This window comes from Acidobacteriota bacterium (assembly GCA_030697165.1).
GTDB lineage: Bacteria > Acidobacteriota > Vicinamibacteria > Vicinamibacterales > UBA2999 > 12-FULL-67-14b.
Genome location: JAUYQQ010000004.1, coordinates 309,696 through 335,949 on the forward strand (window position 1 = coordinate 309,696; position 26,254 = coordinate 335,949).

The following is a 26,254-nucleotide window of genomic DNA, read 5'->3' on the forward strand; positions in this document are numbered from 1 at the left end:
CGCTGACTGCGGCGGCCCAGGTCGTCGGAAAATCGACATGGTATCTTGGGCCATGCTGCGAACCCTGGTCTGCGTCGGTGCTTTGTCGGCCCTGTCGTTGATGACACCCCTGGCGCAGGCGCCGCCGGCCGGAGACGAGACGGCGCGTCTCAATGCCTGGTTCGAGGCGAAGTTCAAGGAACAGCTTGCCTTCAGTCCCATTCAGCAGACCTTCCTCGGCCAGGCCTCCAGTGAGATCGACGACCTGTCGATAGCGGCACAGGACCAGCAACTGGCGTGGCGACGCGCGTCTGCCGCGCAGCTGCGCCAGTCGTTCGACTACGCGAGGCTCAGCCCCGAGGCACAGACGTCATACGACGTGTGGCTGTATCAGCTCGAGCAAGCCGAGGCGGCCACGCGCTTCCGGACCAATGCCTACATCTTCGACCAGATGTCGGCCATCCACTCGTTCCTGCCGCAACTGCTGATCGCCTTCCATCGCGTCGACACGGTCTCCGACATGGAGGGCTACCTCAATCGCATTCGCGAGTCGGGGCGGGCGTTGCGCCAGTTGATTGAGATCTCCAAGACCAACGCCACCACCGGTGTGCGGCCGCCGCGTTTCGCCTACGACTACGTGATTGAGGAATCGACCAAGATCATCAGCGGGCCGCCCTTCACGGACGCCGGCGCCGACAGCGCCGTGTGGGCGGACGCGAAGACGAAAATCGCCGGCCTGCAGAAGAAGGGCCTGCTGACCGACGCCCGCGCCAAGGCGATGCTGGCCGAGGCACAAGCCGCCCTGACCGGCCCTTTCCAGGCCGGTTACAACTCGTTGATCGCCTGGCAGAGGGAGGACCGCGCCCTGGCGCCCGCGCCGGCCGCCGGCGTGCACGCGCTGCCAAACGGCGCGGCGTTCTACGCGGAACGCCTGGCCAATCAGACCTCCACGACGCTCACCGCCGATCAGATTCACGCCACGGGACTGGCGGAGGTCGCGCGCCTGCGTGGCGAGATGGAGGCGATCAAGAACGAGGTCGGCTTCAAGGGCGACCTCGCCGCGTTCTTCGCGGAGCTGCGCGACAGCAAGGACAACCCGCGCTACTACTACCCGAACACGGACGAGGGCCGGCAGGCGTACCTCACGGACGCGACGGCGGCGATCGACAAGATCAAGGCGGTCTTGCCCAAGTACTTCGGCATCCTGCCGAAAGCCGACCTGGTCGTCCGGCGCGTCGAAGCGTTCCGGGAACAGCCGGGCGCGGCGCAGCATTATTTCCCGGGCACGCCGGACGGGTCGCGGCCCGGCGTCTACTACGCGCACCTGCTGGACATGAAGGCGATGCCGAAACACGAGCTGGAAGTGATCGCCTATCACGAGGGCCTGCCCGGTCATCACATGCAGATCGCCATCGCCCAGGAGCTGACTGGCGTGCCGACCTTCCGCCGGCAGGCCGGCTTCACGGCCTACTCCGAGGGGTGGGGCCTGTATTCAGAATGGTTGGCGCGCGAGATGCCCGGCACCTACCAGGATCCGTACTCGCGGTTTGGGCGGCTCGGCTCAGAGATCTGGCGAGCCATCCGGCTGGTCGTCGATACCGGCATGCACGCGAAAGGCTGGTCCGAAGAGCAGGCGGTGCAGTACTTCCTGGCCAACTCGGCGACCACCGAAGCGCAGGCGCGCTCGGAGATTCGCCGCTATCTCGTCCTCCCCGGCCAGGCGACCAGCTATAAGATCGGCATGCTGCGCATCCAGGAGATGCGTCGCAAGGCAGAAGCCGCGCTTGGCTCCCGCTTCGACATCCGCGCCTTCCATGACACCGTGCTCGGCGGCGGCGCGCTGCCGTTGACCGTGCTGGAGAAGCGCGTCGATCGCTGGATCGCCGATCAACAACAGTAGCGCCGGTGGCCGGGTCAGCGCGTCCCTTCTCGCAACGTGGTGTTGGGCACGTACATGGTCAGCGCGACGCCGGCCCAGGTGCCATCGCCGCTCGGGCTGCCGGCGGCATCGCCGCTGAGCGGCATGACGCCCGTGGAAGCCGTCTGGCGGCGGAACCGGCTGAGCACATAGTCGCGCACGCGTTGCGCGCGATCGAGTGACACCAGATAGGCGTCCTCGTCGTCCGCGGCGTAGCCCTCGACGACCAGCGGGCTGTTGCGCGGGTACTGCATGAGCTGCGCCATGGCCGCGTCGAGCCGGCGCCGGCCATCGTCGGTCAACACCTCACGGCCATCGGGGGCGCGCGCGAAGATCACGGCGCCATCGATCCAGACCCGCACGGCGGTGTGTTGACGCTCCAACAGGCCTTGCTGGTAGGCCTCGCGGGAGATGGAGTCGAGGTCGAAGTAGCCACGGTCGCGGAAGAACCCGCGGAACAGCACGTTGCGCTTCAGCGCCTCGGTGCCTTCCGCCAGATCGAACGTCACCTCCTCGATGCCGGCCAGCGTGTTGCGAATCGACTGGGTCAACTGCGGCCCCATGCCGCCGGGACCCGAGAACGCCAGCACCGCGTCGCGGGTCAGTTCGGCCGTTTCCCGCACCGTCCGCGCGGTCTGTTGGGCGTCGCGGGTGGCTTCGGCAACGCGGTCGTAGACGGTGGTATCGGTGAACAGCTTTCCGACCGTGCCCTTGCCCTCTTTGACGCCCGCGAGCAGACCACGCACATCGCCGACCGTCTCATCGACGGTCCCCGCGACCCGCCGGGCCGTGGCGGCGGCCACCGACAGTTCACCTCCGACGTCGGCAATCACGCCCTTGGTGACCGCGATGGTATCGGTCAGGCCGCCCACGGTCTTGGTCACCTCGCCGGTCAACTCGAGGAACTCACGGCTCACCAGCCGGAACGTGTCGCGGCCCTCCTGGATGAGATCGCTGAACTCGATTGGGTCAACGCCCACCAGCAGTTCGCCCGGCCCGACCATGCGCGCCTCATCGGTGCCCATGCCAATCTGCACGAACGCGTTGCCAACGATGCCGTCGGTCTGGATGGTGGCGACCGAGTCAGTGCGTACCAGCGCGTGCAGGTCTTCGCGGATGCGCAAGCGGACGAAGAACTTCTCCGACGGCCGCGCCGGCGTGCGGATCTCGAGGACCTCGCCGGCAAGGAGACCTGCCAGCCGCACCGGCGTGCCGACCACCAGCCCGGTGACCTTGCCGAACGAGGTGGCCGTCTCGAAGTGGCGCGTGAACAGCAGGCGGCGATCGCCGATCAGGAACAGCCCCAGCCCAAAGACCACCACGCCGACCAGTACGAATCCGCCGACCATCGCCGCTCGTTTGCGCTGCATCTCAGGCCTCCCGCCTCTACCCGGAACTCTCGGAACTCATGAACTGCCGCACCAGCGGAATCTCGCTGCGGTCGAGCGACGCGGCATCGCCACGCGCGAGGATGCGGCCCTCGTGCAGGAACACCAGTTCATCACCGATCACCCGCGCGCTCGGAATGTTGTGGGTCACCACAATCAGCGTCGTCGCGGCCCGGTCGTTGAGCGCCACCAGCAGCGCGTCGATCTCGCCGGCAGTGATCGGGTCGAGGCCGGCACTGGGCTCGTCGGCGAGCACGATCGGCGGCTTCATGACCAGCGCGCGCGCGAGGCCGGCGCGCTTCTTCATGCCGCCGGAAAGGTCCGCCGGCATCTTGTCGTACTCGCGCTCCAGGCCGACCTGGTTGAGCAGATCCTGCGCGCGCGCCCGGATCTCGTCGTCCCCCAGTTTGGTGTGCCGACGCAGCGGGAACGCCACGTTCTCGCCGACCGAGATCGAATCAAAGAGCGCGGCGTGCTGGAACAGCAGCCCGATGCGCTTGCGGACGCGCGCGAGGTCCGCGCCCTCGAGCGGCGTGATGTCCTCGCCTTCGACCAGGACCTGCCCCGAGTCGGGCGCCAGCAGGCCGACAATGTGCTTGAGCGTTACGCTCTTGCCAGTGCCGCTGCGGCCCAGGATGCAGATCGCGCGGCCGGCCGGCACCGTCAGGCAGACGTCATCGAGCACGCGCAGGTCGCCGAAGGCCTTGCTGACATGCCGCAGCTCAACGGCGGGTGTGGGCTCGCTCATTCGGACACCGGAAAGACGAACATGATCATCCGGACCAGCAAGACGTTGGCGGCGATCAGGAGGATCGATGACAGCACCACGCTCCTGGTGGCGGTGCGGCCCACCCCTTCGGTGCCACCCGTCGTGTTGATGCCGAGGTACGACGACACCGTGGCAATGATGAAACCGAACACCATCGTCTTGAGCGTGGCCGGCACCAGGTCCGAGAACTCGATCGAATAGAACGCCTGGCGGAAATAGGTCTCGAAGCCAATTCCGGTGATGGCGGCTTCAGCGGTGTAGCCGCCGAGGAGGCCCGTGAAGTTCATCAGCGTGGTCAGCAGCGGCAAGGCGATGACGCAGGCCAGGACGCGGGTGACGACGAGGTAGCGGAACGAGTCCACCGCCAGGGCTTCGAGCGCGTCGATCTGCTCGGTGACTTTCATGGCGCCAAGCTCGGCACCGATGCCCGCGCCGATGCGGCCCGAAAGCAACAACCCGGCGGTGAGCGGTCCGGTTTCGCGGATGAAGGCAATGGCCAGTCCGGCGGGAATGAGCGCCTCGGCGCCAAAGCGGGCCAAAGAGGCCCGGGTGTGCATCGACAGCACGATACCGACGGCAAAACCGGCTGCGGCAATGAGCGGCACCGAGCGAACTCCGAGCTCATACAACTGCCGCCCGGTTTCTGCCGGCTCGTCAGGCAGGCGCAACGCTTGCGTCAAGGCGCGCGCGCCGAACCGCGCGCCGTCGCCCACCGTTGCAAGCCACTCCGTCAGACGATTGGTCAGGATGGTCATCTCAGAACAGCCGGTAAACGAGGCCAACCGACACCGTCGTCGCGTCGCCGCTGACGGTGCGCTGCTCGATCGCGCCGGCCTCGACAAAGGTCACGTTCAATCGCGTGAGCACGCGGCCCACTGACAGGTTCACCACGGTGCGCCGCCCCGCATCGATCCAGAGCGACACCCCGGGCCGCCACACCAGGCTGTTTTCGGCGTCAACCGCCAGCCGGTCCGCCGCGCCGGTGTTCGGGACAATGATGCGATTGAAGGCGTAGCCGCCGACCAGTGATGGAGAAATGGCCACGCGGCCGGCCGTCGCGGTGTAGCGAACACCAGCCATCACTGGCCGCACGCGCAATCTGCTCTCTGATGAGCCCGGTGCGGCGGCGACGCTCGCACCATGCCAATCGAAGATCGCCGCGGCACCCAGGCCTTTGCCGGCGCCCAGCCGAACCAGCGGGCTGAGCGACCATGCGGGTGCGAACGCCGCCGCCGACGGCCGGCTTGCAACGAAGGCCCCGCCAATGGCGAATCGGCCCGGCGTCGCATCGAGCTCCGCAAACTCACTGGCCGGGTCACGAACGCCGGGAGTGTCCTGATCGGGCGGCGCTTGAGTGGAGCGCGGCCGATCGGCACCGACCCTGAGGCTGGCATCAACGCGGGTCACGCCCGGCACGGCGCCGGCGAGGGCGACGGCGCGCGCCACCTCGGCTTCGCTGCGGACCAGGCCTGACAACTGAACGACGCCGCGGGTCACACGGACGGTGATTGATCGCGCACCGATTTCGGGATCGTTGACGAGAGCGGTCATGACCAGACCAGTCGTGCGCGCGGATTCGACCTCGAGTGTGGACACGGCGGCGGTACTGCAAGCCGCGAGCGGAATCAGTGCTACTAAGCTCAGCAGCGTACGGCAGGCACGAATGAGAGCGCGAATCGCAGACACAGTTTGACAATAACACTCCACACCGGGCCGTTGGCGCCTTCGTTGATGCGCAGGTCCGTCGTCACTCGACGAGGCGATGGCAACACGGCGTGCTGATGCCGGGTATCGCGTTCCTGCACAAGCCCTTCACCGCCAACGCAATCGCCAGAAAACTGCGGGAGACGCTTGACCAGCCATGCCGTGAACCGGGTGACCTATCTCGTGCTACCCTGCCCGCACCCCTGTGGTATACCGGTGGCATGCAACGCCTCGCTGTTCTGGCCTTGAACGGCGTCTCGAACTTGGCTGGCCGGGCGCCCGTGGCCGGAGCCGCGTCCCGGTGACGCCGCTGATCCGATACGACGCACCACCGAGGACATGACTGAGCGCGCCGCCGGCACCCCGTTCGATGCCAACGCGGTCGCCTCGGCCATTGAGGCCCTCCCACTGCCGGCGGCTCTGCTCGATGCCCGCGGCGTCATCTCGGGCGTGAACGCGGCCTGGCAAGACGCCGAGGCGCGGCTGCCTGGCGAGGCGCTCGGGCCAGGCGACAACTTAATTCACCGTTGCGAGGCTGCGGGCGACCGGTTCGACGGGGCCGCGGGAGGTGCGGGGATCGGCGTCGGGGATGTCGTGGCGGGACGACGGGCGGCATTCGCGCTCGAGTACTGGCAGCCCGGGCCGCCGGCCCAGTGCTATCGACTCTCCGCCCATGCGCTGCCCGGACACGCCGGCGCACTCCTCCTGCACACCGAGACCACGAGCTGCGAGTCGGCCGACGCGCGCACGAGACGGCTGGCGCACGCGCTGGGCGAGCGGGTCAAGGAACAACGCGCCCTGTTCGAGGCCGTCCGCGTCCTGCGCGATGATTCGCCGGCCGCGAGCGCGCTCGCGCAAGTCGTGCAGCTGCTGCCACCCGCCATGCAGTATCCCGCAGTCACCGAAGCGCGCGTCGCGATTGGCGCGATCGAGGCACGTACTGCGGCCTTCGCTCCAACCCCATGGATGCTGCGTCGGACGTTCACGACGGCCGACGGCACGGCCGCGAGCATCGAGATTGCGTACCTGGAAGTGCCGGCCGCGAGTGCGGACGGGCCGTTCCTTCCTGAAGAACGACACCTCGTCGAGTCGCTGGCGGCGCTGCTTGAAACGTTTGCCGACCGCCGGGCGAGCCGCGAGAGTCTCGAAGCCACAGCGGCCCGTCTGCGCGCGAGCGAGTCACGGCTCCGTGACGCGCAGCGCATGGCGCAGCTCGGACACTGGGATCTCGACTCCGGCTCCGGTGCCCTTCAATGGTCCGACGTGGTCTTCCAGATTCTCGGCGTGGCGGCATCGTCGTTCACGCCGTCAGTCGATGGCTTCGAGGCACTCGTGCACGAGGACGACCGCGCGGCAGTGCGCGCCGCGATCGACGGGGCGCTCTTGGGGCAGTCCGCCCAACTCGAGCATCGCGTGGTGCGCCCCGACGGCGTCGTTCGGCGCGTGCAGCAGCAAATCGCCCCGTCCCCCGACGCGCCGGAAAGAATCATCGGCACCATCCAGGACATTACGCAGCTGAAAGACACCGAGCGCGAGCGCGACGAAAGCGATGAGCGGTTCCGCCAGCTCGCGGAGCGGATCGAGGAAGTCTTCTGGCTCACCGACGTCGGCAAGCAGGCGATTCTGTACGTCAGTCCCGGCTACGAGAAAATCTGGGGCCGGTCGTGCGCCTCGCTCTACGCCAACCCGCAACAGTGGCTCGACTCGATTCACCCGGACGATCGCGCGCGCGTGGCCGCGGCGCTGCCGCAGCAGCCCGAGGGCCACTACGCCGAGGAGTACCGCATCATCCGCTTGGACGGCGTCACGCGCTGGATCCTGGACCGTGCGTTCCCGGTTCGCGACGAGTCCGGCGCCGTCTATCGCGTGGCGGGCGTCGCGCTGGATGTCACGGAGCGGCGCGAGAACGAATCGCGAATGCTGCGAGCGCAGCGCCTCGACACGATCGGCATGCTCGCGGGAGGCATCTCGCACGACCTGAACAACGTGCTGGCGCCAATCATGATGGCGATCGATCTGCTGCGCGACGACCTGACCTCGCCCGCGCAGCACGACCTGCTCGACACCTTGCATGCCAGCGCGCAGCGCGGCGCGGATCTCATCCAGCAGCTGCTGACCTTCGCGCGCGGGCGCGACGAACGCCGGGAGCCCGTCCACCTCGCGCGGCTCGCCGCCGAGGTGGGGCGGGTCGTGCGCGAAACGTTCCCGAAGGACATTCGTCTCACCCTCGACGTCGAGCCTGGCGTGCCGGCGGTGCTGGGCGACGCCACCCAGCTCTCGCAGGTACTGATGAACCTCGTGCTCAACGCCCGCGACGCCATGACCACGGGTGGCGACCTCCACATCGACATCCGGAGCCGGGCGGGGCCGATCAGCGCCGGCGGCCCGCCCCGCGCCGAGGTGATCGTCCGCGTCGCCGATACCGGACACGGCATTCCGTCGGCAGCGCAGGAGCGCATCTTCGACCCGTTCTACACGACCAAGGAGATCGGCAAAGGCACCGGTCTCGGCCTGGCGACGGTCGCCGCCATCGTCAGGAGCCACGGCGGCTCGATCGATGTCGACAGCGCGCCTGGACATGGCGCGCGGTTCACGGTCTGCCTGCCGGGCGCCGGCGCGCAGACCGCCCCGGCGGCACCGGACGCACCCGGCCACCGCCCGCGCGGCAACGGTGCGCGCGTGCTCGTGATCGACGACGAGGACGGCGTGCGATTGCTGTGCACCACAGTCCTCGAGCGACACGGCTATCGCGTCGTCTCCGCCGTCAACGGCGCCGAGGGGGTCGACCGGTTTGCGGAGGCGCCCGACAGCTTCGCGCTCGTGATTACTGACATGGACATGCCGGTGATGAACGGACCGGCGACGATCGTCGCGCTCAAGGAAATTCGGCCGGGCGTGCGCATCGTGGCGTCCACCGGCCACGCCGCCCGGCACCCGGTGACCGATGGCGTGACGGTGCTGACCAAGCCTTACACCGCCGGCCGCCTGCTGGCGCTGGTCGCGTCGTCGATCGGGGCGAGCTAGTTCAGCTGAATCGAGATGAGCTTCGACACGCCGGGCTCTTCCATGGTCACGCCGTAGAGCCGATCGGCGATCTCCATGGTCTTGCGGCTGTGCGTGATGATGATGAACTGGGTCTTGTCCATCATCGACCGCAGCATGTCGATGAACCGCCCGATGTTGGCATCGTCCAGCGGCGCGTCAATTTCGTCGAGCAGGCAGAACGGGCTCGGCTTGTAGCGGAAAATCGCGAACATCAACGCGATCGCGGTCAGCGCTTTCTCGCCGCCCGAGAGCAGCATGACGCTCTGCAGCCGCTTGCCGGGAGGCGAGGCAATGATGTCGATGCCGCTCTCGAGCGGATCGTTCTCGTCGAGCAGCGTGATGCCGGCCTTGCCGCCGCCGAACAGCGTGGCAAAGGTCACCTGAAAGTTCTCGTTGATGGCGCTGAACGCCTCGCGGAAGCGGGCATGCGTGGTCTCGTCGATCTTGCTGATCGCTTCGTTGGTCTGGGCGATCGAGTCGATCAGGTCCTGACGCTGCGTCGAGAGGAACAGGTGGCGTTCCTCGAGCTCCTTCGACTGCTCGATGGCCATCATGTTGACCGGCCCCATGCGGTCGATCTTGTCGCGTAGTTCGGCGATCGCCTCTTCGGCGGTCATGCGTTCCGCAGGTGCCTGGGGAGCCTCAGGCCCGCCTTCGCTGCCGGGGGCAGCTTCGGCGAGGTCTCGCCGTAGCTCCTCAGAATCGGCAGGAGCGTAGGCGGATGCCTCCTCTTCGTCCGGTTCGGCGGCTTCCGCGGCGCGGATCGCGCGCACGTCGGGTTCGATTTGGCCCGCGGCCTCCATCTCGGCCACCTGGTCGCGAATCTCGTCGAGGGTGGCGTTGACGGTGTCCATGGACTGCTGCGCCAGGTGCGTCAGGTCCGATTCCGCGGTGGCGCGCTGTACGTCCACTTCGGCGGCGAGCGCGCGCAGCGCATCCACGGCGCGGCGGGCATCGCGAATCACTTCTTCTTGCTTCTCGGCCGACTGCTTGATCGTCAGCGCCAACTCGTCGGCGACGATCATTTCCTCGCGCAGGCCCTGGAGCCGGCCGACGTCGTCGTCCATCAGCCGCTGGCCATCGGCAATGGCATTGATCAACCGCTCGCGCTGCTCGCGCATCAGCGCCACGTCGCGGGTGCAGGCCTGGACCCGGCGTTCGAGCTCGGCCGCGGCCTCTTCCATCCGCGCCACTTCGGCCAGCGCGCCGGCACTGCGTTCGATCAGCCCGGCGTGCGCGGCGCGGGCCTCGGCCGCCTTCTGGCTGAGCCCTTCGGCGGTCTCGCGCGCCTCGTAGAGCTTGCGCTGCGATTCCGACAGCGTCTGGTCGGCTTCGACGCGCTGCTCGTTCAGCCGCGCGATCGACTCGCGGGCCTCGGCCTGCCGGGCATCCAAACCGGCGACTTCCTCGCGGACGCGGCTGACCTCGGTCTGCACCAGCTCAGTGCGCTGCTGCACGCGCAACTCGTCATCGGCCGCGCGCTCGCTTTGGCCTTCGACGCCGACGATGGCCTTTTCCTGGCGATGGAATTCAGCCGACAGTCCGGCAATGGCCGCCGTCGCCATGGCAATGGTCTGCTCGAAGCCCGCGGTGTCGGAGACGAGCTGCTCGAGGGCCGCCTTCGCGGCCGCGAGCTTCTCGCGCAGTTCCTTGATCTCGCGCTTGGTGGCGAGAATGCCGCGCGACTCGGCCTTGTCGCCGCCGGTCACGACATGCCGGCCGCGGAACACGTCGCCTTCGAGCGTGGCCACCGGGTACGGCACGGTCGGGGCAATGCGCGAGGCCGCCTCGAACGACTCGGCGATCATGGCGCCGCCCATCACGGCCTGCACGGCCTGCGGGAAGGGACCACCGATGCGGACCACCGAAGTCAGTGCGACGGCGCCCGGTGGAACCGACATCTCAGTCGAGGACCCGCCCACTAGCCCACCAAACGAACTCGTCGCGGTCTCGACGAACGAACCTTCGCCGGTGCCTGAATACGTCGCCACGGCCGACCCATCGTCGGGACGGCCGACGATGAAGCCGCAGCGGCCGGCGTTCTCCTGGCGGATCAGCTTGAGGCCGGCCGAGACGTGGTCGAGTCGCTCGACCACCACGTGCTGCAGCAGGTCGCCGAGACAGGCCTCGACGGCGCGCTCGTACTTCGGTTCGACTTCGATGAAGTCGGCGAGGGCGCCCATCTGCCCCACCTTGCCGTTGGCGTTGACCAGCACCATGCGGGCCGCGTCGGCAAAGCCGGAGCGGTGGGTGTCGATCTCTTCGAGCGAATGCAGGCGGGCCGTCATCGCGGCCACTTCCTGCTCACGCGTGCGCACGTCCCGCGAGCGCCATTCGTGCTCGATGCGGGCGCTGGCCAGTTCCGACTCGCGGGCGGCGCGCGCCACCCTGGCGGCATCCAGGCCATCCTGCGCCCGTCGCAAGGCCTCGGCCGCCATCTGGCGCTGGGCGCGGGTTTTCTCGAGTTCGGCCGCCAGCTCGCTGGCTTCCAGTTCCAGCCGGCCCGCCGTCGCCATGGCGCGATCGCGCTGGGCGCCGGCGTTGTCGTGCGCGGCGTTGAGCGCGGTGATGGTGTTCAGCACCGCGTAGACGTCGGCGCGGGCGCGCTCCACGTCCTGCTCGAGGGCTTCGATGGCTTGTTGCGCGCGCGCGTACTCGTCGCCGGCCTCACTGGCCAGCGCCGACGCTTCGTCGCGGGCCGCGGCGGCCTCGCTCGCGGCGAGGCGGCGGCCTTCGAGGGCCAGCTGCTCGGGTTCGCGGCGTGCTTCGAGTTGCTGCTTCTCGACTTCGAGTTCGGCCGCGCGGGCCTGCAGCATCTCCGACTGCTGCGTATCGAGCGCGATCTGCTGCTGGCGGCGGTTGATCTCGAGTTCGTGGCCGTGCACGGTCTCGCGCGCAGCGGTCGCGGCGTTGTCGGCCGACGCCAGCTCAATGCGAATGCGCGCCAGGTCGTTCTCGACTTCGGCCAGCCGGGCGGCGGCGACACCTTCGTTGGTGCGCGCGTCCTGCAGGCGCGTGCGGGCCGTCTCGATCGCGTCCGACAGCGTGCGGTAACGCCGCGCGAACAGCACCTTTTCCCACCGGCGCATCTCGTCGCGCAGGCGGGTGTAGCGGCGCGCCTTCGCGGCCTGCCGCTTCAGCGAGCCACGCTGCTTGTCGATTTCGTAGACGATGTCGTCGAGGCGCGTGAGGTTCTGCTGCGCGGCTTCGAGCTTCAGCTCGGCCGAGCGGCGGCGCGCCTTGTACTTCGTGATGCCCGCGGCCTCTTCGATCAGCTGGCGCCGGTCGGTCGGGCGCGAGCTCAGGATCATCCCGATCTTGCCCTGCTCGATGATGGCGTAGGCCTTCTGGCCGAGGCCCGTATCCATCAGCAGTTCGTGGATGTCCTTCAGCCGGCACGACTGGCCGTCGATCAGGTATTCGCTTTCACCCGACCGGTACAACCGGCGCGTCACCTCGACCTCGCGGGTCGCCTGCTCGACGATCGCGGCGAGCTCGGGGTGATGGCCGTTGCCATTTCCGTTGGCTTCGTGGACCGGGGCGTCCTCGCCCATCTCCTTCAACAGGGATGGCGGGACGATGACGTTGCCGAAACGAAGACGGACTTCGGCGGCACCGGTGGGCTTGCGCGCATCGGAACCGTTGAAGATGACGTCTTCCATCTTGTCGCCGCGCAGGCTCTTGGCGCTTTGCTCGCCGAGCACCCACGTCAGCGCGTCGGCCACGTTGGACTTACCGCAGCCGTTTGGTCCGACGATGGCGGTGACGCCACGGTCGAATGCCAGCTCGGAGCGATCCGAGAAGGACTTAAAACCTGAGATTTCTAAGCGTTCGAGATGCATTTCGGGATGACTTGAAGGAAGCAGGCGCCAGTCTAACAAGCGCTGCCAATTGTGGCAAGGACGAAGACGACCCCAATATTTAGGGGGGTTGCCGTATTAAGACGCCGGGTTCAATTTTCGAAGAATGCCTTGAAAAATGAACCCGGCGTCCTGTTTACCGTCTTGCGGTGCGGGTCCTGAACTGGGCCTGCAACTGCTCAGCTTCGGGGAACTTGGAAATAGCGAACCTGGCCTGGGGGTCAACCGTGACCAGGCGCTGACGCGCCGTGGCGATGTCGAACACCGCCTCGTCGATGTGGTAGCGAATCATGGCGCGGATGAATTCGAGGTCCTTCGTCCAGTCGGCCTCTTCGATCTTCACGTTGCGGCCGGCGACGTAGGCCTTGAACTCGGCCACCATCGCGTCCTCAACCGCGAAGCCCTTCTTGACGATCTTGCGCGAGGGTCCGGAGTGGCCGATGCGCGTGTCGCCATCGGCGCTGTACTGCTCGGCGTAGCCGGCGAACAGCCCGCGGCCCTGCAGGGCGCGGCCAAAGCGCGTGGGCGAGAAGCCCTCGACCGGACCATCGAAGCGCAGGTCCGGTTCGATGCCGCCGCCCGAGTAGACCTTGCGGCCGCTGGTCGTGAGCTTCAACTGGTCGGCCGTCTTCGCGCGCTCGCCCTGGTCCTTGTAGGTATAGGTGATGTACTCGTCGAACGACGAGTCCCACGGGCGCTGAATCAGTCGGCCGCTCGGCGTGTAGTAGCGCGCGGTGGTGAGGGCGAGGCCGGCGCCACCGCTGATCTTGTAGACCGACTGCACCAGGGCCTTGCCGAAGGTCGTCTCGCCGACCACCAGCGAGCGGTCGTAGTCCTGCAGCGCGCCCGAGACGATTTCCGACGCGCTCGCGCTGTTACGGTTGACCAGCGTGATCATCGGCAGGTCCAGGTAGCCGGGCGTGTCGGTCGCGCGGTAGTCGGAGTCGGAGTTGGCGACGCGGCCGCGCGTGTAGACGACCATCGAACCCCTGGGCACAAAACGGTTGGTGATCTTAATGGCCTGATCCAGCTGCCCACCGGGATTGCTGCGCAGGTCGAGCACCAGGCGCTTCATGCCGCGCCTGGTGAGGGCCTCGAGCGCCAGGCCGAGATCTTCGTCGGTGTGCTCGGCAAAGTCGGTGATGCCGACGTAGCCGGTGGTCGCATCGATCATGAACGATGCCGACAGGCTCGGGATGCTCACCTGGTCGCGCATCACGTTCATTTCGAGCAGCCGCTCGAAGCCCTTGCGGCGCACGCCGATCTTCACAAACGTGCCCTTCGGGCCCTTGAGCTTGTTGACGGTGGCCTCGGTAGTCCAGCCCTTGGTGCTGGTGCCTTCGACATCGGCGATCACGTCGCCGCGGCGAATGCCGTTGGTGAACGCCGGCGAGCCTTCGAACACGCGCACCGCGGTGATGTCGCCGTCCACCGACTGAATGGTCAGGCCCAGACCGTAGTACCGCCCCTCCTGCCGCTCGCGCATTTGCGCGTAGCTACGGGGGTCCATGAAGCTCGAGTGGGGATCCAGCGTCTGCAGCATGCCGTTGATGGCGCCGTAGACCATGCGGTCCGACTCGACCGGCTGCGAATACTGACTCTGAATGGCGCTGAGCGCCGCCGTGAAGGTGCGGTAGTGCTCCGGCACCGTGTTGGTGGTGGCCTGCGCGCCCTTGCCGTAGACCCCGCCAATAACCGCGGAAACCACGATGGCGAGAACGGCAGCAACTACGGAGCGGTAACGCATAGGGCGATGCTAACTGACTACCCGGGTGTCCGCAACAACAGAAGGCCTGTCCCCCGTAGCCTTTGGCGAAGGGGGAGGTATACTCCATATTGGACGTCGGGGCCCTGAAAAGGGCCGTTTCCCGTCCTAGCAAGGGAGCTCTTCAATGTTTGGTTCTATCGGAATGCCCGAGCTCATCATCATCCTGGTGATCGCGCTCATCATTTTTGGCCCCAGAAAGCTCCCCGAGCTGGGCAAGTCGCTCGGCCGCAGCTTGAACGAGTTCAAGAAGGCGTCAACCGATCTCCAGAACACGCTGGAGCAGGAGATCAAGATCGAAGAGCAAAAAGAGGCCGCCGCGAAGCCCGAACAGACCGCGCCGCCCCACACGGTGACGCCCGGCCCAAGTTCCGAAGCTGACGCGCCCCGCGAGACGGTGTCCAGAACCTAGAACGTGGCGCTCGTTCCCTTCCCCAGCCAACGCCAAGACGACGATTCTCGAGACCTGCCCGCGCCGGTCTCGAGCACGTCGCCGTTCGAGGAGCCCGAAGAACCGGCCGAGGGCCGCATGACGTTCCTCGAGCACCTCGATGAACTGCGCAAGCGCATCACGCACGCCGTTGGCGCGCTGCTCGTCGGCTTCATCATCGCGTTCGCCTTCATCGAGCGCATTTTTGGATTTGTCTACCTGCACCTGGCCAAGGACGTGCCCGGCGGCAAGCTCATCTTCACCGAGCCGGCCGAGGCGTTTTTCCTGTGGATCAAGATCGCGGCGCTGACCGGCGTGCTGATCTCGTCGCCGTACATCATGTGGCAGGTGTGGCTGTTCATTGCTCCCGGGCTGTACTCGAAAGAGAAGCGGCTGGCCATTCCCTTCGTGCTGGTGTCGTCCAGCCTCTTCGTCGGCGGCGCGGCATTTGCGCACTATTTCGTGTTCCCGGCAGCGTGGCAGTTCTTCGCCTCGTTCTCCAACGAGTTCATGGAGTTCATGCCGCGGGTGGCGCCGGTCTTCAGCCTGTATGTGAAGCTGACGCTCAGCCTGGGCCTGGTTTTCCAGTTGCCGGTGCTGATCTTCGTCCTCGCCCGCCTTGGCATCGTCACGGCCGGCTTCCTGCTCAAGAACTTCAAGTACGCGGTGCTTTTCATCTTCATCGCGGCGGCCGTGATTACCCCCGACGGCAACCCGGTGGTCCAGGTCATGGTGGCCGGTCCCATGGTCGTGCTGTACTTGCTCGGAATTGCGGCCGCGTGGCTGTTCGGTAAATCCAAAAAACCAGATCGAGCGGACGATTAGACCTAAATGGCGTCTTTCGTTTGACTTCGGGGTTTTTCTGGTTCTAAACTGTCCGTATGAAAATCATTCGCCAGCTGGCGTTTGGCCTCTCTCTTACCGTCGTGGCTGCGTCCGGAGCCTGGGCGCAAGATGCCAAACCCGGCAGTAGCACAATTTTTGGCGACACCGGACTGTGGTTCGTGTCGACCGGCGAAACCTTGCCCAAGGGTAAGTGGAGCGGCGGACTGCAGCTGGTCAACTTCGACCGCAGCGAGGGCTTCAGCGACATCACCGACATCGGTGGCATGTTTGGCTTCGGCGTCAGCGACAGGGTCGAGTTGTTCGGCACGGTTGGCTTCCGCCGGATCGATGCCGACCTCGTGCCGGTCGCGCTGAACGGGCAGCCTCAGGATTACCTGATCAACAAGGGGTGGAGCACCGGCATCGGCGACATGGTGCTCGGCGCCAAGTTCAACCTGCTGTCGAAGGCCAACAGCTACAACTCGGCGTTGCGCGTGTCGGTGAAAGTGCCGACGGCCAGCGCCGACGATGGCCTGGGCACCGGCAAGGCCGACTTCCAGTTCGACCTGATCAGTTCGCGCGAGTACAACGAGCGCGTCGAACTCACCGCGTCGGCTGGCTACCGCGTGCGCGGCCAGCCCGAGGGCTACAACCTGACGCAGGGCTTCAAGTGGGGAATCGGCGCGGCCTACCCGAGCCGTTCGAAGTTCAGGATGATCGCCGAAATGCACGGCGAGGCCCTCGTGGATCAGGAGCAGACCTACACCGGTCCCTCCCTGGCCGGGATCGGCATGCCGAGCGCGTGGGATCCGGATGCCACCCGCGACCTGTTTGGCGGCTTCCAGTACTCCGCCACCAACGGCGTGTACTTTGGCGCGGGCATCGGCTACACCGCGTCGTACTACCGCCACCGCAGCGACTTCACGGTGTCGGAAGACAGTGACTTCGACCGCTTGGGCCTGCAGGTCCGGATTGGCTACTACCCGGGCGCGCCATCAGCGATCGTGCAGCCCGCGGCACCGGTAGCACCGCCCATGCCGGCGAACCGTCCCCCCACCGTGAAGGCGCGGTGCGAGCCGTGCACGGTGGAAGTAGGCCGCCAGCTCACCGCGTCGGCCGACGCGCAGGACCCGGATGGCGACACGCTCACCTACCGCTGGTCGAGCCCCACGGGCTCGTTCGGCAACGCCGGCGACCGCCAGACACCCTGGACCGCGCCCGGCCAGGTCGGCGCCGTGCCGCTGACCGTGACGGTTGACGACGGCAAGGGCATGACCGCCACCGACACCATCACGGTGCAGGTGATCGCGCCCGCCGCCAAGAAGCAGTTCGTGTTCGAAGACGTGCACTTCGACTTCGACCGCTACACGCTGCGCGCCGAAGCCACCCGCATTCTCGACGAAGCCATCAAGGCGATGAGCGAAGACCCGAGCATGCGCCTCACGGTCGAAGGCCACACCTGCAACATCGGCACGACCGAGTACAACCTGGCCCTCGGCGAGCGCCGCTCGAACGCGGTGCGCGATTATCTGGCCAGCCGCGGCGTCGCGGCCGACCGGCTGCAGAGCGTGAGCTACGGCGAAGAGCGTCCGAAGCACGACAACTCGCGCGAAGAGACGCGCCGCCTGAACCGCCGCGCGGCGATGACGATTCGCCTGCAGTAGGCGGAGTGTTTGGCGTCCGCCTTCAGGCGGAGTGGAGTGTAGCGTCCGCCTTTAGGCGGACCCAAAAAGAAGGGGCGGGTGGCCGAAAGGCTCACCCGCCCTTTTACTTTGTGGTGGCGGCAGACGACTAGCCGTCGACGAGAACCGTGAAGCCGCCGTAGTTCATGCGTTTCATGTCGAAAGCCGCAGCGTCGGTCATCATCGCCGCCATCCGCTTGTCTTTCACGACCTTCTTATTTACGGCATCGCGATGCGCACGCGACTTGTAGACGATCCACGAGAAGATAACGATCTCGCCGGCCTTGAGTTTTGTGACCTTGGCAAAGGATGTCCCCATCCCGGGGTGGATCAGGTCGTCGCCCATCGTCTCGACGTAGTCCAGCGCGCCGTGGTCTTTCCACACCTTCGACGCCTTCCTGGCAATGGTGCGATAGTCGGCCAGGCGCTTCTTCGGGATTACGAGCAGAAATCCATCAACGTACTTGGGCATGTGAACTCTCCTTCTCTTAGTACGCCTTGGCGAACCAGGCGCTGACCTTGCCGGGCTGGCCGCACTTGATGCACGGCTGGCCGGGCGCCTGGTCGTAACCGACCGGGATGTTGCGAATGGTCGCCTGCGTCTCGGCCTTGATGTCGGCCTCGCACTTGGCGTCTTCACACCACGGCGCGATCACGAACCCCGGACGGCCTGCCATCGACGCCTTGAAGGCCTCGTAGCTGTCGGCCGTCGTGGTGTGCTCCTCGCGGAACGCGCGGGCGCGGGCGAGCAGGCTCGCCTGGATCTCGGCCAGCAGCGCCTTGATTGCATCGGTCAGGCCGTCCATGGGAATCGACGCCTTGGCGCGCGTGTCGCGGCGAGCCGCGAAGACCGCGGACTTCTCGATGTCCTTGGGGCCAATCTCGAGGCGCAGCGGCACGCCGCGCATCTCGTACTCGGCGAACTTCCAGCCGGGCGTCTGGCTTTCGTCGGCGTCGAGCTTCACGCGAATGCCGGCCGCCTTCAGTTCGGCGGCAATCTCCTCGCACTTCGGCAGGACGGTTTCCTTCCAGGTGCCGCGGGGAATCGGCACGATCACGACCTGGAAAGGCGCAATCGCCGGCGGCAGGATCAACCCGCTGTCGTCGCCGTGCGTCATGATCACCCCGCCGATCAGCCGCGTGGACACTCCCCACGACGTGGTCCACGCGTGCTGCAGCGCCTTGTCGCGGCCCTGGAACTGGATGTCGAAGGCCTTCGCGAAGTTCTGGCCGAGGTTGTGCGAGGTGCCAGCCTGCAGCGCGCGGCCATCCCCCATCAACGCTTCGATCGAGTAGGTTTTCGAGGCGCCGGCGAACTTCTCGCTGTCGCTCTTCTGCCCGTCCACGACCGGCATCGCCAGCACGTTCTCGGCGAATTCCTTGTAGATGCCGAGAATCATCATCGTCTCGGCCTGCGCCTCGTCCGCCGTCTCATGGGCCGTGTGGCCCTCTTGCCAGAGGAACTCGGTCGTGCGCAGGAACGGCCGCGTGACCTTCTCCCAGCGAACGACGTTGGCCCACTGGTTGATCAGGACGGGCAGGTCGCGCCACGACTGGATCCACTTCTGGTACATCACGCCGAAGATGGTCTCGGACGTCGGCCGGATGACGAGCTTTTCCTCGAGCTCCTCGCCGCCACCGTGCGTGACGTAAGCCACCTGCGGCGCGAAGCCCTCGACGTGCTGCGCTTCCTTCACGAGCAGGCTCTCGGGAATCAGCAGCGGAAAGTACGCGTTGACGTGCCCGGTCGCCTTGAAGCGCTGGTCGAGCTGCTGCTGGATCAGCTCCCAGATCGCGTAGCCGTACGGGCGAATGACCATGAAGCCCTTGACCGGCGAGTAGTCGGCCAGTTCGGCCTTGCGGACGACATCGAGATACCACTTCGAGAAGTCGACCGACTGCTTGGTGATTTCCGTAACAAACGCTTCGTCCTGATTGGGTTTCGCGGCCATGGCCTACATCTATGTAGTGTCCGGCTTTAGCCGGACCACTGGGTTCTTGTCGACGATATGAACCTTAAAGTTTACGTCATCTCGGGCCGGGAAGTCGGTCCGCGCGTGCCCGCCCCGCGTTTCCTCGCGGCGCAGTGCCGCGTGCGCCATCAGGCGGCCGACCGTGACGATCGAGGCCACCCGCCAGTCGGCGTCGGCCAGCCCGCCGGCCTCGAGCCCGGGGACCACGGCGGCGTACCACGCGTCGAGTTTGTGAATGGCAGCCTCGAGCGACGACCGTTCGCGCATGAGCCCCACCGCAGTCCACATCAATTCGCGCACTGAGCCCTCGTTTGGGGGGCGCACCTTAGGCACCTTAGGCACCATAGGCACCATAGGCACCCTGACCGCCTCGGCAAGCTGTCCAGGCTCAGGCGGAAGCAACATCGCCTGAGCCGCCCTGGCTCCAAACACCAAACCTTCGAGCAACGAATTGCTCGCCAGGCGGTTGGCGCCATGGACGCCGGTGCAGGCGACCTCGCCGGCCGCCAGCAGTCCTGGAATCGTGGTCCGGCCCCACAGGTCGGTCTCGACGCCACCCATCACGTAGTGCGCCGCGGGGCCAACCGGCACGTGATCGGTGGCCAGGTCGAAACCGGCCTCCCGGCAAGCCCTGGCGATCGTCGGGAACCGGTCTCGCACCCACGCCGGGTCGAGATGCTGCAACGACAGATAAACCGGCCTGCCGGTGCGTTGCTGCTCGCGCACGATCGCGCGCGACACCAGGTCGCGCGACGCCAGGTCGCCGGCCGGTTCGTAGCGCGTCATGAACCGCTCGCCGGCGTCGTTGACCAGGAACGCGCCTTCCCCGCGCATGGCCTCCGACAGCAGGAACCGGGGCGCCCCCAGGGCGCTGAGCGCGGTGGGGTGGAACTGCACGAACTCCATGTCGGCGACCCGGGCGCCGCACTGCCAGGCCAGGGTCACTCCGTCGCCCGTCGCGATCGACGGGTTCGTGGTCTCCCGGAACACCTGGCCGGCTCCGCCGGTGGCGACGAGCACGGCGGTAGCTTCCACCACGTGAGTGCCGCGGTCGTTTTCATACGCGGCGCCAACGCAGCGGCCGCCCCGTACCAACAACCGGCTGACGCGGGCGTGCCGTTCGACGCGCACCCGCGCGTGCTCGGCCACCTGGTGCCAGAGCGCGCGGCCAATCTCCCGGCCGGTCGCATCGGCGGCGTGCATCACCCGGTGCAGCCCATGGGCGCCTTCGCGGCCAAACGACAGTTCGCCCGAGGGCTCGCGGTCGAAGCGCGCGCCGTTCGCAATCAGTTCGCGGGTATAACGCACGCCGTCTTCCACCAGCACGCGTACCGCCGGCTCGATGCATAGCCCATCACCGGCCGCGATCGTGTCGGCCGCATGCAGCGACGGCGAGTCGCCCGGACCAAGCGCCGCGGCAATGCCGCCTTGCGCGTAGCCGGTGTTGCTTTCAGCGGGATCGGCCTTGGTGAGAATGAGGACGTCGCCGGCCATGGCGAGATCGGCGGCCGCGCGCAATCCCGCAATGCCGCTGCCGATGACCAGGAAGTCCGTACGCCGTTGCACCGAATGTTATTCTAGCAGTCGTACATGCCACCCACCCGCATCGGGGTGACCGCCGCGGCGGGCGCCTACTCCGTGGTCATCGGCGCCAACACCATCGACGCGCTCGGCCGCGAGCTGGACGACGCGGGACTCGGCCCACGCCGCATCCTGGTGTCGAGCCCGCGAGTCTGGGACCTGCACGGCAAGCGCTTTCGCCAGGCCGGTGCCGGGCGCACGCCGGTGCTCGTGGACGACGGCGAGCGCGCCAAGAACATCGCCACGGTCTCGCGCGTCCACGATGCTCTGGTCAAGGCCGGCGCCGATCGCGCCACGGTCGTCATTGCCGTCGGCGGCGGTGTCATCGGCGACCTGGTCGGGTTTGCCGCCGCCACCTACCTCCGCGGCATCCGCGTCGTCCATGTGCCGACGACGTTGCTGGCGCAGGTGGACAGCGCCATCGGCGGCAAGACCGGCGTCAATCACGCCCTCGGCAAGAACCTGATTGGGTCGTTCCACGCCCCGAGCCTGGTGGTGGCGGATCCGGTCGTGCTGGGCACGTTGCCACGCCGCGAGTTCAGGGCCGGCCTCTACGAGGTGATCAAGTACGGCGTGATCGCTGAACCGGCGCTACTGGATCGCATTCGCACGACCTTGCCGGCCATCTTCGCGCGCGAGGCCGGCGCCGTGGAGCCGCTGGTTGCCGCGTCCTGCCGCATCAAGGCACAGGTGGTCACGGCCGACGAACACGAAGGCGGCCTGCGGCGCATCCTGAACTTCGGCCACACGGTGGGCCATGCTTTGGAAGCGGCGACGAAGTACAAGCGGTTCCGCCACGGCGAGGCGGTCGGCTACGGGATGCTGGCGGCGTTGTCGCTCGGCGCCGCGCGCGGCGTGACCCCGCCCGACCTGTACGACGAAGTTCTGGACCTGATCACCCACCTGGGGCCGCTGCCACCGGTGTCGGACATCTCGTCGAAAGAAGCGCTGGCGGCGATGGGCCGCGACAAGAAGGTGGTGGCCGGCACGCTGCACTTCGTGGCGGCCACCGGACGCGGCGAGACGACGACGCTGACCGACGTGACTGCCAAGGAGTTGAAGGCTGCTCTGAAGAAGCTGGGGCTGCGGAGCTAACCTAGAGCTTGAGCTCGCGCATCTTCGCTTCGAGCGCCTTGTAGTTGATTTGAAGCAAGTCGGCCGCGCGGCCGCGGTCGCCGCCGGCCTCGAACAGCGCCTGCTGGACCTTGCGGCGTTCCACCTCGCCCACCGCCCTCGCGGTGGCCTCGGCGAGGCTGCCGTGCAGGTCGACGCGCTCCCACGGGTCGCTTGACGAGCCGCTTCTCGGCACCGGTGACAGGCTCAAGTGACGCGGCAGCAGGGTGTCGCCGTCGGCCAGAATCACCGCCCGCTCGAGGGCGTTCTGCAACTCGCGGATGTTACCGGGCCAATCGTGCGCCATCAAAGTGGCCACGGCCTCGGGCGACAGCGTGATCTTCCTGCCGACGTCCTTCGCCACCCGTTCGACGAAGTGGTGCGCCAGCTTGGGGATGTCTTCAAGCCGTTCGCGCAGGGCCGGAACCTCCACCGGGAACACCGACAGGCGGAAGTAGAGGTCTTCGCGGAACTGGCGCGCGGCTACGGCTTCGCGCAGCCGGCGGTTGGTGGCGGCCACAATGCGGACATCGAGCTGGATCGAGGCGCCGCCGCCCAGCCGTTCGATCTTGTGGGTTTCGATCGCGCGCAGCATCTTCGCCTGCACGGTCATGGGCATCTCGCCAATCTCGTCCAGGAACAACGTGCCCCGCTGCGCCATCTCGAAGCGACCCAGCTTGCGCTGGTTGGCGCCGGTGAAGGCGCCGCGTTCGTAGCCAAACAGCTCGGCCTCGAGCAAGGTGTCGGGAATGGCGGCGCAGTTGATGGCGACGAACGGGCCCTGGGCGCGGGGACTGCGGTTATGTAGCGCGCGGGCGCAGAGCTCCTTGCCGGTGCCGCTCTCCCCTTCCAGCAAGACCGTGGTGTCGCTGGCGGCCGCCCGATCGATGGCGGTCATGGCCTGGCGCAAGGCCGGCGAGTCGCCAATGATGTGGGGCCCGCCGCGACGCGCCGCCGCTTCTTCCTTGAGCAGCCGATACTCGCTCAGCAGGCGGCTCTGCGCCAAGGCGCGGTCCACCAGCAGCAACAGGTGATCGGGATCGACCGGCTTGGCGAGAAAGTCGAGCGCCCCCTGCTTCATGGCGGCGACCGCGTCCTGGATGCTGCCATGCGCGGTCATCACGATTACGGGCATCTCGGGGTCGGCTTCACGGGCGGCGCGCAACACGCCGAGCCCGTCGCCGCTCGGCAGGCGCAGATCGGACAGCACGATGGCGGGTTGAGAGAGGCGAAGGGCGGCGATCGCTTCCGGCTCGTCGCGGGCCTCGATCACAGCGTAGCCCTGCGCCTCGAGCGCCAGGCGCAGCATGGCCCGCAGTGAGTCCTTGTCTTCGACGAGGAGGATCGACGCCGCCGGTGCCGTGCGCGCGCTCACGCGCCGGGTCGCAACCAGCCGGACGGCACGCCGGCCCGGCGGGCCTCATCTTCGATCGCGGCGATCTCCTTCTGTTGCTTCTCGATCTCCGCGCGAACCCGATCCAGTTCGGCCAGCGCCGACTTGCGGTCGGTTTCAATCACGGCGCGCTGCGCCGGGTCGTCACGGTTCACGAAATCGGTGGTCAGGGCGTTAATGCGGCTCTGCAGCGCCTCGGCAAACATGCGCGAGCGATCGAGCGCGGTGCGCGCGGTGGTGATCCGGCCGCTCCAAAATTCCTGGTCGCCGGTCGGGGCCGCCGGCGCGGAGCCGGTCCCGCCGGGCAGGTTGACGACGGCTGCGCCTGGCGTGACGTTGCCCGGGGTCTCTGGCGTCGCGGGCGTGGCCGGGGTGGGCGGCAGGGGGCGAACCGTCCCGTGGTCAGGCTTCAGGTCGTTGTTGGTGTAGACCTTGGCGGGCTTGCGAACACCCTTGCGGCGCTCCTCCTCCGCCTTGGCCACGTCGACCAGCGTCGGCGACGACGGCTGCTGCGCCGATCCCGATTGGGCCGCTTCTGCCACGACCGGCCCGATCAGGACGCTGAGGGTCAGAATGGCAATCACGCGCTTCATATGCGTTTGTTATCGGCCGGAAGGCCGATTTCCCCCTGCCGTGATCGTACGCCTCGCGCGCTGGCGGGTCAAGGAACCAGCTGGCGCACTTCCTGCCACGATTGCACACGAATACCGGGCTGGCAGATCTCCTCGTCGGCGATGCCAAAACACACGCGGGCCAGCTCAGCCTCAATGGCCTGGCGTCCGCCCATGGGACCGTACGCCACCGCCCGCGCGCGCAGCACGCCGCGACCCTCGAGATCGCCATCGGTTTCAGGATCACCATCCACCTCGGCCGAGTCGTCCGCGATCCACACAGCGAGAAAACACGGGACCGGCCGTGCCACCGCGGCGAGGTTTTCGAACGCGCCGTACGCATAGAGACGCCACCGCGGGTTGTTGACGCCCCACGGGCGCTCGTCAGAGTTCGCATTCATGTGCCCCGACGTGCACGCGGTGGTCTTGCCGCAGTTGAGCATGTTGGTTTCGGCGGTGAGGTTGACGGCGCCGCCGCCGGGAATGGCGCGCACGCCGGTAGGGCTGCCGTCCGAGAACGTCGCCTGCTCCGCGCCCTGGAGCACGGCCGGCCAATCGGCGCGCGCGAGTTCATGTGCGGCCAGCTCAATGCCCGCCTCGGCCGCGTGCATCAGTCCGACGGCTGCCTTGACGTTGCCGGTGGCCAGGCGATCCATGAACACGACGATGGCGAGGCCAAGGCCCACGGCGGAGAGGAAGCTCGTGAGCAGCAACGCGAGAATGAGCGCGATGCCGCGCTGGGCGCTGGCGCTCATGACGGGTTCCTCAACGCCACCGCGAGGCGGCTGGTGCGAGCGGGTACGGCCCGTCGCGGCAACGAGGTCCGCGCGCCGACACGGACCATGACGTCAACGCGCGTCAACTGGCTGGCTCGATACGAGCCGGCCAGTTTCAACTCGGTGACGAAATCGACCACTGGCTGAATGGCGCCAGCGGCCGTTTGCCTCACCAGGCTCGACGAACCGTCCGGCTGCTCGTCCAGGTAGTAGGTGTGGGCCGACACGGCGAACAGCGCCGAGCCGGTTGGATAGGCCCGATCGAGCGCGCGCGAGGCCGTGATCGAATTGGCGCCCTTGTTGACCGAGGCAATGGTGAAGACGTCGAACCGGCCTTCGAGATCAACGATCGCGGCCGCCATCCCCGTGGTGAAGCCGCACACGTCACCGGCCGAGGGGCACGGCGCGCCCGGCCGAAGGACGAGCGCACCGGACGGCGTGGCTTGATCGGCCGCCAGCACACCGCGTCCAAACCCGGAGAGCGCAATCACCTGGAGCGCGTGGAACCGTTCCTCGGCCTCATCGGGATCGAGCAGTGCCACGGCCGGCGCGGCCGGTCCGGCCAGGCCGTCGGCGTCGGTGGCCCTGATGAAGGCGGCCGACCGAAGCGAGCGGGCGAGGACATCGGCAACAGTTCGTTGGCGCTGCTGCAGGTCCAGTATCTCGGGGGTGGCGTGGAACAGCGCCCGTGCCGGCGGCGCCGCCGCAGCGATCGCGCCCGACAGCAACGCGCACACCGTCAGCGCCACCAGCAGTTCAAGCAGCGAAAACCCGCCCGACCTCATGGCTGCCTCGTCCGAACCGTGGCCAGGCAGACCTGGGCGGCCCGCGGCGCAAGTCCATCGGCCGGGTATGAGAAGAGGCACACTTCGATCGCCAGCGCTTCCGGCGCGTAGGTATCGATCGGCGTGATCCGCCAGCGCCGGGTCCACACCGCGCCGTGTCCATCACGCTCGATGTCCACGACTGCTCCATCGGCGCTGAGGTAATCCACGAAGCCGTCGGTGTCGTCGCCAAGGCTGCCGGCGTTGAACACCGCTAGCGCCGGGTCGGTGATGGCCTCACCGAGCGGCCCATAGCCAAGGGCCAGCGCCCGCAGCCATTCGATCTTGTCTTGTGCCGCGGTCAGGACGGCGCCCTGAGCGCCAGCGTCTCTGGCGGATCGCGCGGTCAGCGCGAAGAGTTGCGCGAGGCCAGTGAGCGCCGTGACCAGGACACCGGTCGCGACCACCGTCTCGAGCAACGTGAAGCCGTCGTTCGACGAGCGAGTGAGCGTCTGCATGCCGAGGGATAGTGCAATCGGCCTGCCCGCTCGCGGATCGAGCGTTCGGTGAGGTTACTGGCGGAATTCACCTGGCCGTCCCTGGCACGAGAAGCCGACGCGATCAGTTACTGCGTACGACGTCGACCTTCCCCGTTGCAGATCCTGCTGCGGTGTGGGA

20 protein-coding genes are annotated in these 26,254 nt (G+C 67.2%); 6 read left to right on the forward strand and 14 right to left on the reverse strand.

All coding sequences use genetic code 11. The annotated features are described in order from the left end of the window. Window positions 1-52 precede the first annotated feature (52 nt). Complete coding sequence (locus tag Q8T13_05410) at window positions 53-1,879, forward strand: DUF885 domain-containing protein (GenBank protein MDP3717192.1); 1,827 nt, start codon at window positions 53-55, stop codon at window positions 1,877-1,879. Between the two features lie 14 nt (window positions 1,880-1,893). Here Q8T13_05410 and Q8T13_05415 read toward each other — a convergent pair whose 3' ends face one another. The 4 genes from Q8T13_05415 to Q8T13_05430 are packed head-to-tail and all read right to left on the reverse strand — an operon-like array spanning window position 1,894 to window position 5,650. Then, window positions 1,894-3,267, reverse strand: a complete 1,374-nt coding sequence (locus Q8T13_05415) for an MlaD family protein (protein ID MDP3717193.1) — start codon at window positions 3,265-3,267, stop codon at window positions 1,894-1,896. A gap of 16 nt (window positions 3,268-3,283) precedes the next feature. Further along, a complete protein-coding gene (locus Q8T13_05420) occupies window positions 3,284-4,033 on the reverse strand; it encodes an ATP-binding cassette domain-containing protein (protein MDP3717194.1) in 750 nt (249 codons plus the stop codon). Beyond that, a complete protein-coding gene (locus Q8T13_05425) occupies window positions 4,030-4,809 on the reverse strand; it encodes an ABC transporter permease (GenBank protein ID MDP3717195.1) in 780 nt (259 codons plus the stop codon). The genes Q8T13_05420 and Q8T13_05425 overlap by 4 nt, the downstream gene beginning before the upstream one ends. A 1-nt stretch (window position 4,810) precedes the next feature. After that, window positions 4,811-5,650, reverse strand: coding sequence for a BON domain-containing protein (locus Q8T13_05430; protein MDP3717196.1), 840 nt, complete (start codon window positions 5,648-5,650; stop codon window positions 4,811-4,813). A 447-nt stretch (window positions 5,651-6,097) separates the two neighbouring features. On the opposite strand from Q8T13_05430, the gene Q8T13_05435 reads away from it, so the two are divergent. Beyond that, window positions 6,098-8,782: a PAS domain-containing protein gene (locus tag Q8T13_05435; GenBank protein MDP3717197.1), complete on the forward strand. Its 2,685-nt coding sequence runs from the start codon at window positions 6,098-6,100 to the stop codon at window positions 8,780-8,782. On the opposite strand, the gene smc is transcribed toward Q8T13_05435, so the two are convergent. Both smc and Q8T13_05445 read right to left on the reverse strand, forming a co-directional pair. Next, on the reverse strand, window positions 8,779-12,645 hold the full coding sequence (gene smc, locus Q8T13_05440; protein MDP3717198.1) for a chromosome segregation protein SMC: 3,867 nt from the start codon (window positions 12,643-12,645) through the stop codon (window positions 8,779-8,781). The genes Q8T13_05435 and smc overlap by 4 nt on opposite strands. A 154-nt stretch (window positions 12,646-12,799) precedes the next feature. After that, the gene (locus tag Q8T13_05445; protein ID MDP3717199.1) at window positions 12,800-14,410 is read right to left on the reverse strand and encodes a S41 family peptidase; all 1,611 of its coding nucleotides are present in this window, start codon (window positions 14,408-14,410) and stop codon (window positions 12,800-12,802) included. A gap of 145 nt (window positions 14,411-14,555) precedes the next feature. On the opposite strand from Q8T13_05445, the gene Q8T13_05450 reads away from it, so the two are divergent. From Q8T13_05450 to Q8T13_05460, 3 genes are read left to right on the forward strand one after another with little or no spacing between them, the layout of a single operon-like run. Continuing rightward, entirely contained in the window at window positions 14,556-14,840 is a 285-nt protein-coding gene (locus Q8T13_05450) for a TatA/E family twin arginine-targeting protein translocase (protein ID MDP3717200.1), read from the forward strand. Window positions 14,841-14,843: 3 nt separating this feature from the next. Continuing rightward, entirely contained in the window at window positions 14,844-15,683 is an 840-nt protein-coding gene (gene tatC / locus Q8T13_05455; protein ID MDP3717201.1) for a twin-arginine translocase subunit TatC, read from the forward strand. Window positions 15,684-15,739: 56 nt separating this feature from the next. Next, complete coding sequence (locus Q8T13_05460; protein ID MDP3717202.1) at window positions 15,740-17,347, forward strand: OmpA family protein; 1,608 nt, start codon at window positions 15,740-15,742, stop codon at window positions 17,345-17,347. Between the two features lie 127 nt (window positions 17,348-17,474). Here the strand turns inward: Q8T13_05460 and Q8T13_05465 are convergent, their stop codons facing one another. From Q8T13_05465 to nadB, 3 genes are read right to left on the reverse strand one after another with little or no spacing between them, the layout of a single operon-like run. Then, a complete protein-coding gene (locus tag Q8T13_05465) occupies window positions 17,475-17,837 on the reverse strand; it encodes a DUF1428 domain-containing protein (protein MDP3717203.1) in 363 nt (120 codons plus the stop codon). A 16-nt stretch (window positions 17,838-17,853) separates the two neighbouring features. Then, a complete protein-coding gene (gene proS, locus Q8T13_05470) occupies window positions 17,854-19,317 on the reverse strand; it encodes a proline--tRNA ligase (protein ID MDP3717204.1) in 1,464 nt (487 codons plus the stop codon). Window positions 19,318-19,326: 9 nt separating this feature from the next. Further along, complete coding sequence (nadB, locus tag Q8T13_05475) at window positions 19,327-20,904, reverse strand: L-aspartate oxidase (GenBank protein ID MDP3717205.1); 1,578 nt, start codon at window positions 20,902-20,904, stop codon at window positions 19,327-19,329. A gap of 24 nt (window positions 20,905-20,928) precedes the next feature. Between nadB and aroB the strand changes: the two genes are divergently transcribed. After that, the gene (gene aroB, locus Q8T13_05480; protein ID MDP3717206.1) at window positions 20,929-22,014 is read left to right on the forward strand and encodes a 3-dehydroquinate synthase; all 1,086 of its coding nucleotides are present in this window, start codon (window positions 20,929-20,931) and stop codon (window positions 22,012-22,014) included. A 1-nt stretch (window position 22,015) separates the two neighbouring features. Here the strand turns inward: aroB and Q8T13_05485 are convergent, their stop codons facing one another. The 5 genes from Q8T13_05485 to Q8T13_05505 all read right to left on the reverse strand — a co-directional run bounded on the left by Q8T13_05485 (window position 22,016) and on the right by Q8T13_05505 (window position 26,094). Further along, a complete protein-coding gene (locus Q8T13_05485; GenBank protein ID MDP3717207.1) occupies window positions 22,016-23,407 on the reverse strand; it encodes a sigma-54 dependent transcriptional regulator in 1,392 nt (463 codons plus the stop codon). Next, window positions 23,404-24,018 (reverse strand): hypothetical protein, encoded by a 615-nt coding sequence (locus tag Q8T13_05490; protein MDP3717208.1) that lies wholly within the window; start codon window positions 24,016-24,018, stop codon window positions 23,404-23,406. The genes Q8T13_05485 and Q8T13_05490 overlap by 4 nt, the downstream gene beginning before the upstream one ends. 68 nt (window positions 24,019-24,086) lie before the next feature. After that, complete coding sequence (locus Q8T13_05495; protein MDP3717209.1) at window positions 24,087-24,791, reverse strand: hypothetical protein; 705 nt, start codon at window positions 24,789-24,791, stop codon at window positions 24,087-24,089. Beyond that, window positions 24,788-25,597, reverse strand: coding sequence for a prepilin-type N-terminal cleavage/methylation domain-containing protein (locus Q8T13_05500; GenBank protein ID MDP3717210.1), 810 nt, complete (start codon window positions 25,595-25,597; stop codon window positions 24,788-24,790). Before Q8T13_05500 ends, Q8T13_05495 begins: the two co-directional genes overlap by 4 nt. Further along, entirely contained in the window at window positions 25,594-26,094 is a 501-nt protein-coding gene (locus Q8T13_05505; protein MDP3717211.1) for a hypothetical protein, read from the reverse strand. Before Q8T13_05505 ends, Q8T13_05500 begins: the two co-directional genes overlap by 4 nt. Between the last annotated feature and the right edge of the window lie 160 nt (window positions 26,095-26,254).

Coding starts and splice junctions, on each gene's coding strand:
- Q8T13_05435 (MDP3717197.1), top strand. CDS start 6,098: ATGACTGAGCGCGCCGCCGGCACCCCGTTCGATGCCAACGCGGTCGCC.
- proS (MDP3717204.1), bottom strand. CDS start 19,317: ATGGCCGCGAAACCCAATCAGGACGAAGCGTTTGTTACGGAAATCACC.
- Q8T13_05425 (MDP3717195.1), bottom strand. CDS start 4,809: ATGACCATCCTGACCAATCGTCTGACGGAGTGGCTTGCAACGGTGGGC.
- Q8T13_05465 (MDP3717203.1), bottom strand. CDS start 17,837: ATGCCCAAGTACGTTGATGGATTTCTGCTCGTAATCCCGAAGAAGCGC.
- Q8T13_05495 (MDP3717209.1), bottom strand. CDS start 24,791: ATGAGCGCCAGCGCCCAGCGCGGCATCGCGCTCATTCTCGCGTTGCTG.
- Q8T13_05450 (MDP3717200.1), top strand. CDS start 14,556: ATGTTTGGTTCTATCGGAATGCCCGAGCTCATCATCATCCTGGTGATC.
- aroB (MDP3717206.1), top strand. CDS start 20,929: ATGCCACCCACCCGCATCGGGGTGACCGCCGCGGCGGGCGCCTACTCC.
- Q8T13_05420 (MDP3717194.1), bottom strand. CDS start 4,033: ATGAGCGAGCCCACACCCGCCGTTGAGCTGCGGCATGTCAGCAAGGCC.
- Q8T13_05460 (MDP3717202.1), top strand. CDS start 15,740: ATGAAAATCATTCGCCAGCTGGCGTTTGGCCTCTCTCTTACCGTCGTG.
- Q8T13_05410 (MDP3717192.1), top strand. CDS start 53: ATGCTGCGAACCCTGGTCTGCGTCGGTGCTTTGTCGGCCCTGTCGTTG.
- Q8T13_05490 (MDP3717208.1), bottom strand. CDS start 24,018: ATGAAGCGCGTGATTGCCATTCTGACCCTCAGCGTCCTGATCGGGCCG.
- Q8T13_05505 (MDP3717211.1), bottom strand. CDS start 26,094: ATGCAGACGCTCACTCGCTCGTCGAACGACGGCTTCACGTTGCTCGAG.
- smc (MDP3717198.1), bottom strand. CDS start 12,645: ATGCATCTCGAACGCTTAGAAATCTCAGGTTTTAAGTCCTTCTCGGAT.
- Q8T13_05500 (MDP3717210.1), bottom strand. CDS start 25,597: ATGAGGTCGGGCGGGTTTTCGCTGCTTGAACTGCTGGTGGCGCTGACG.
- Q8T13_05445 (MDP3717199.1), bottom strand. CDS start 14,410: ATGCGTTACCGCTCCGTAGTTGCTGCCGTTCTCGCCATCGTGGTTTCC.
- Q8T13_05415 (MDP3717193.1), bottom strand. CDS start 3,267: ATGCAGCGCAAACGAGCGGCGATGGTCGGCGGATTCGTACTGGTCGGC.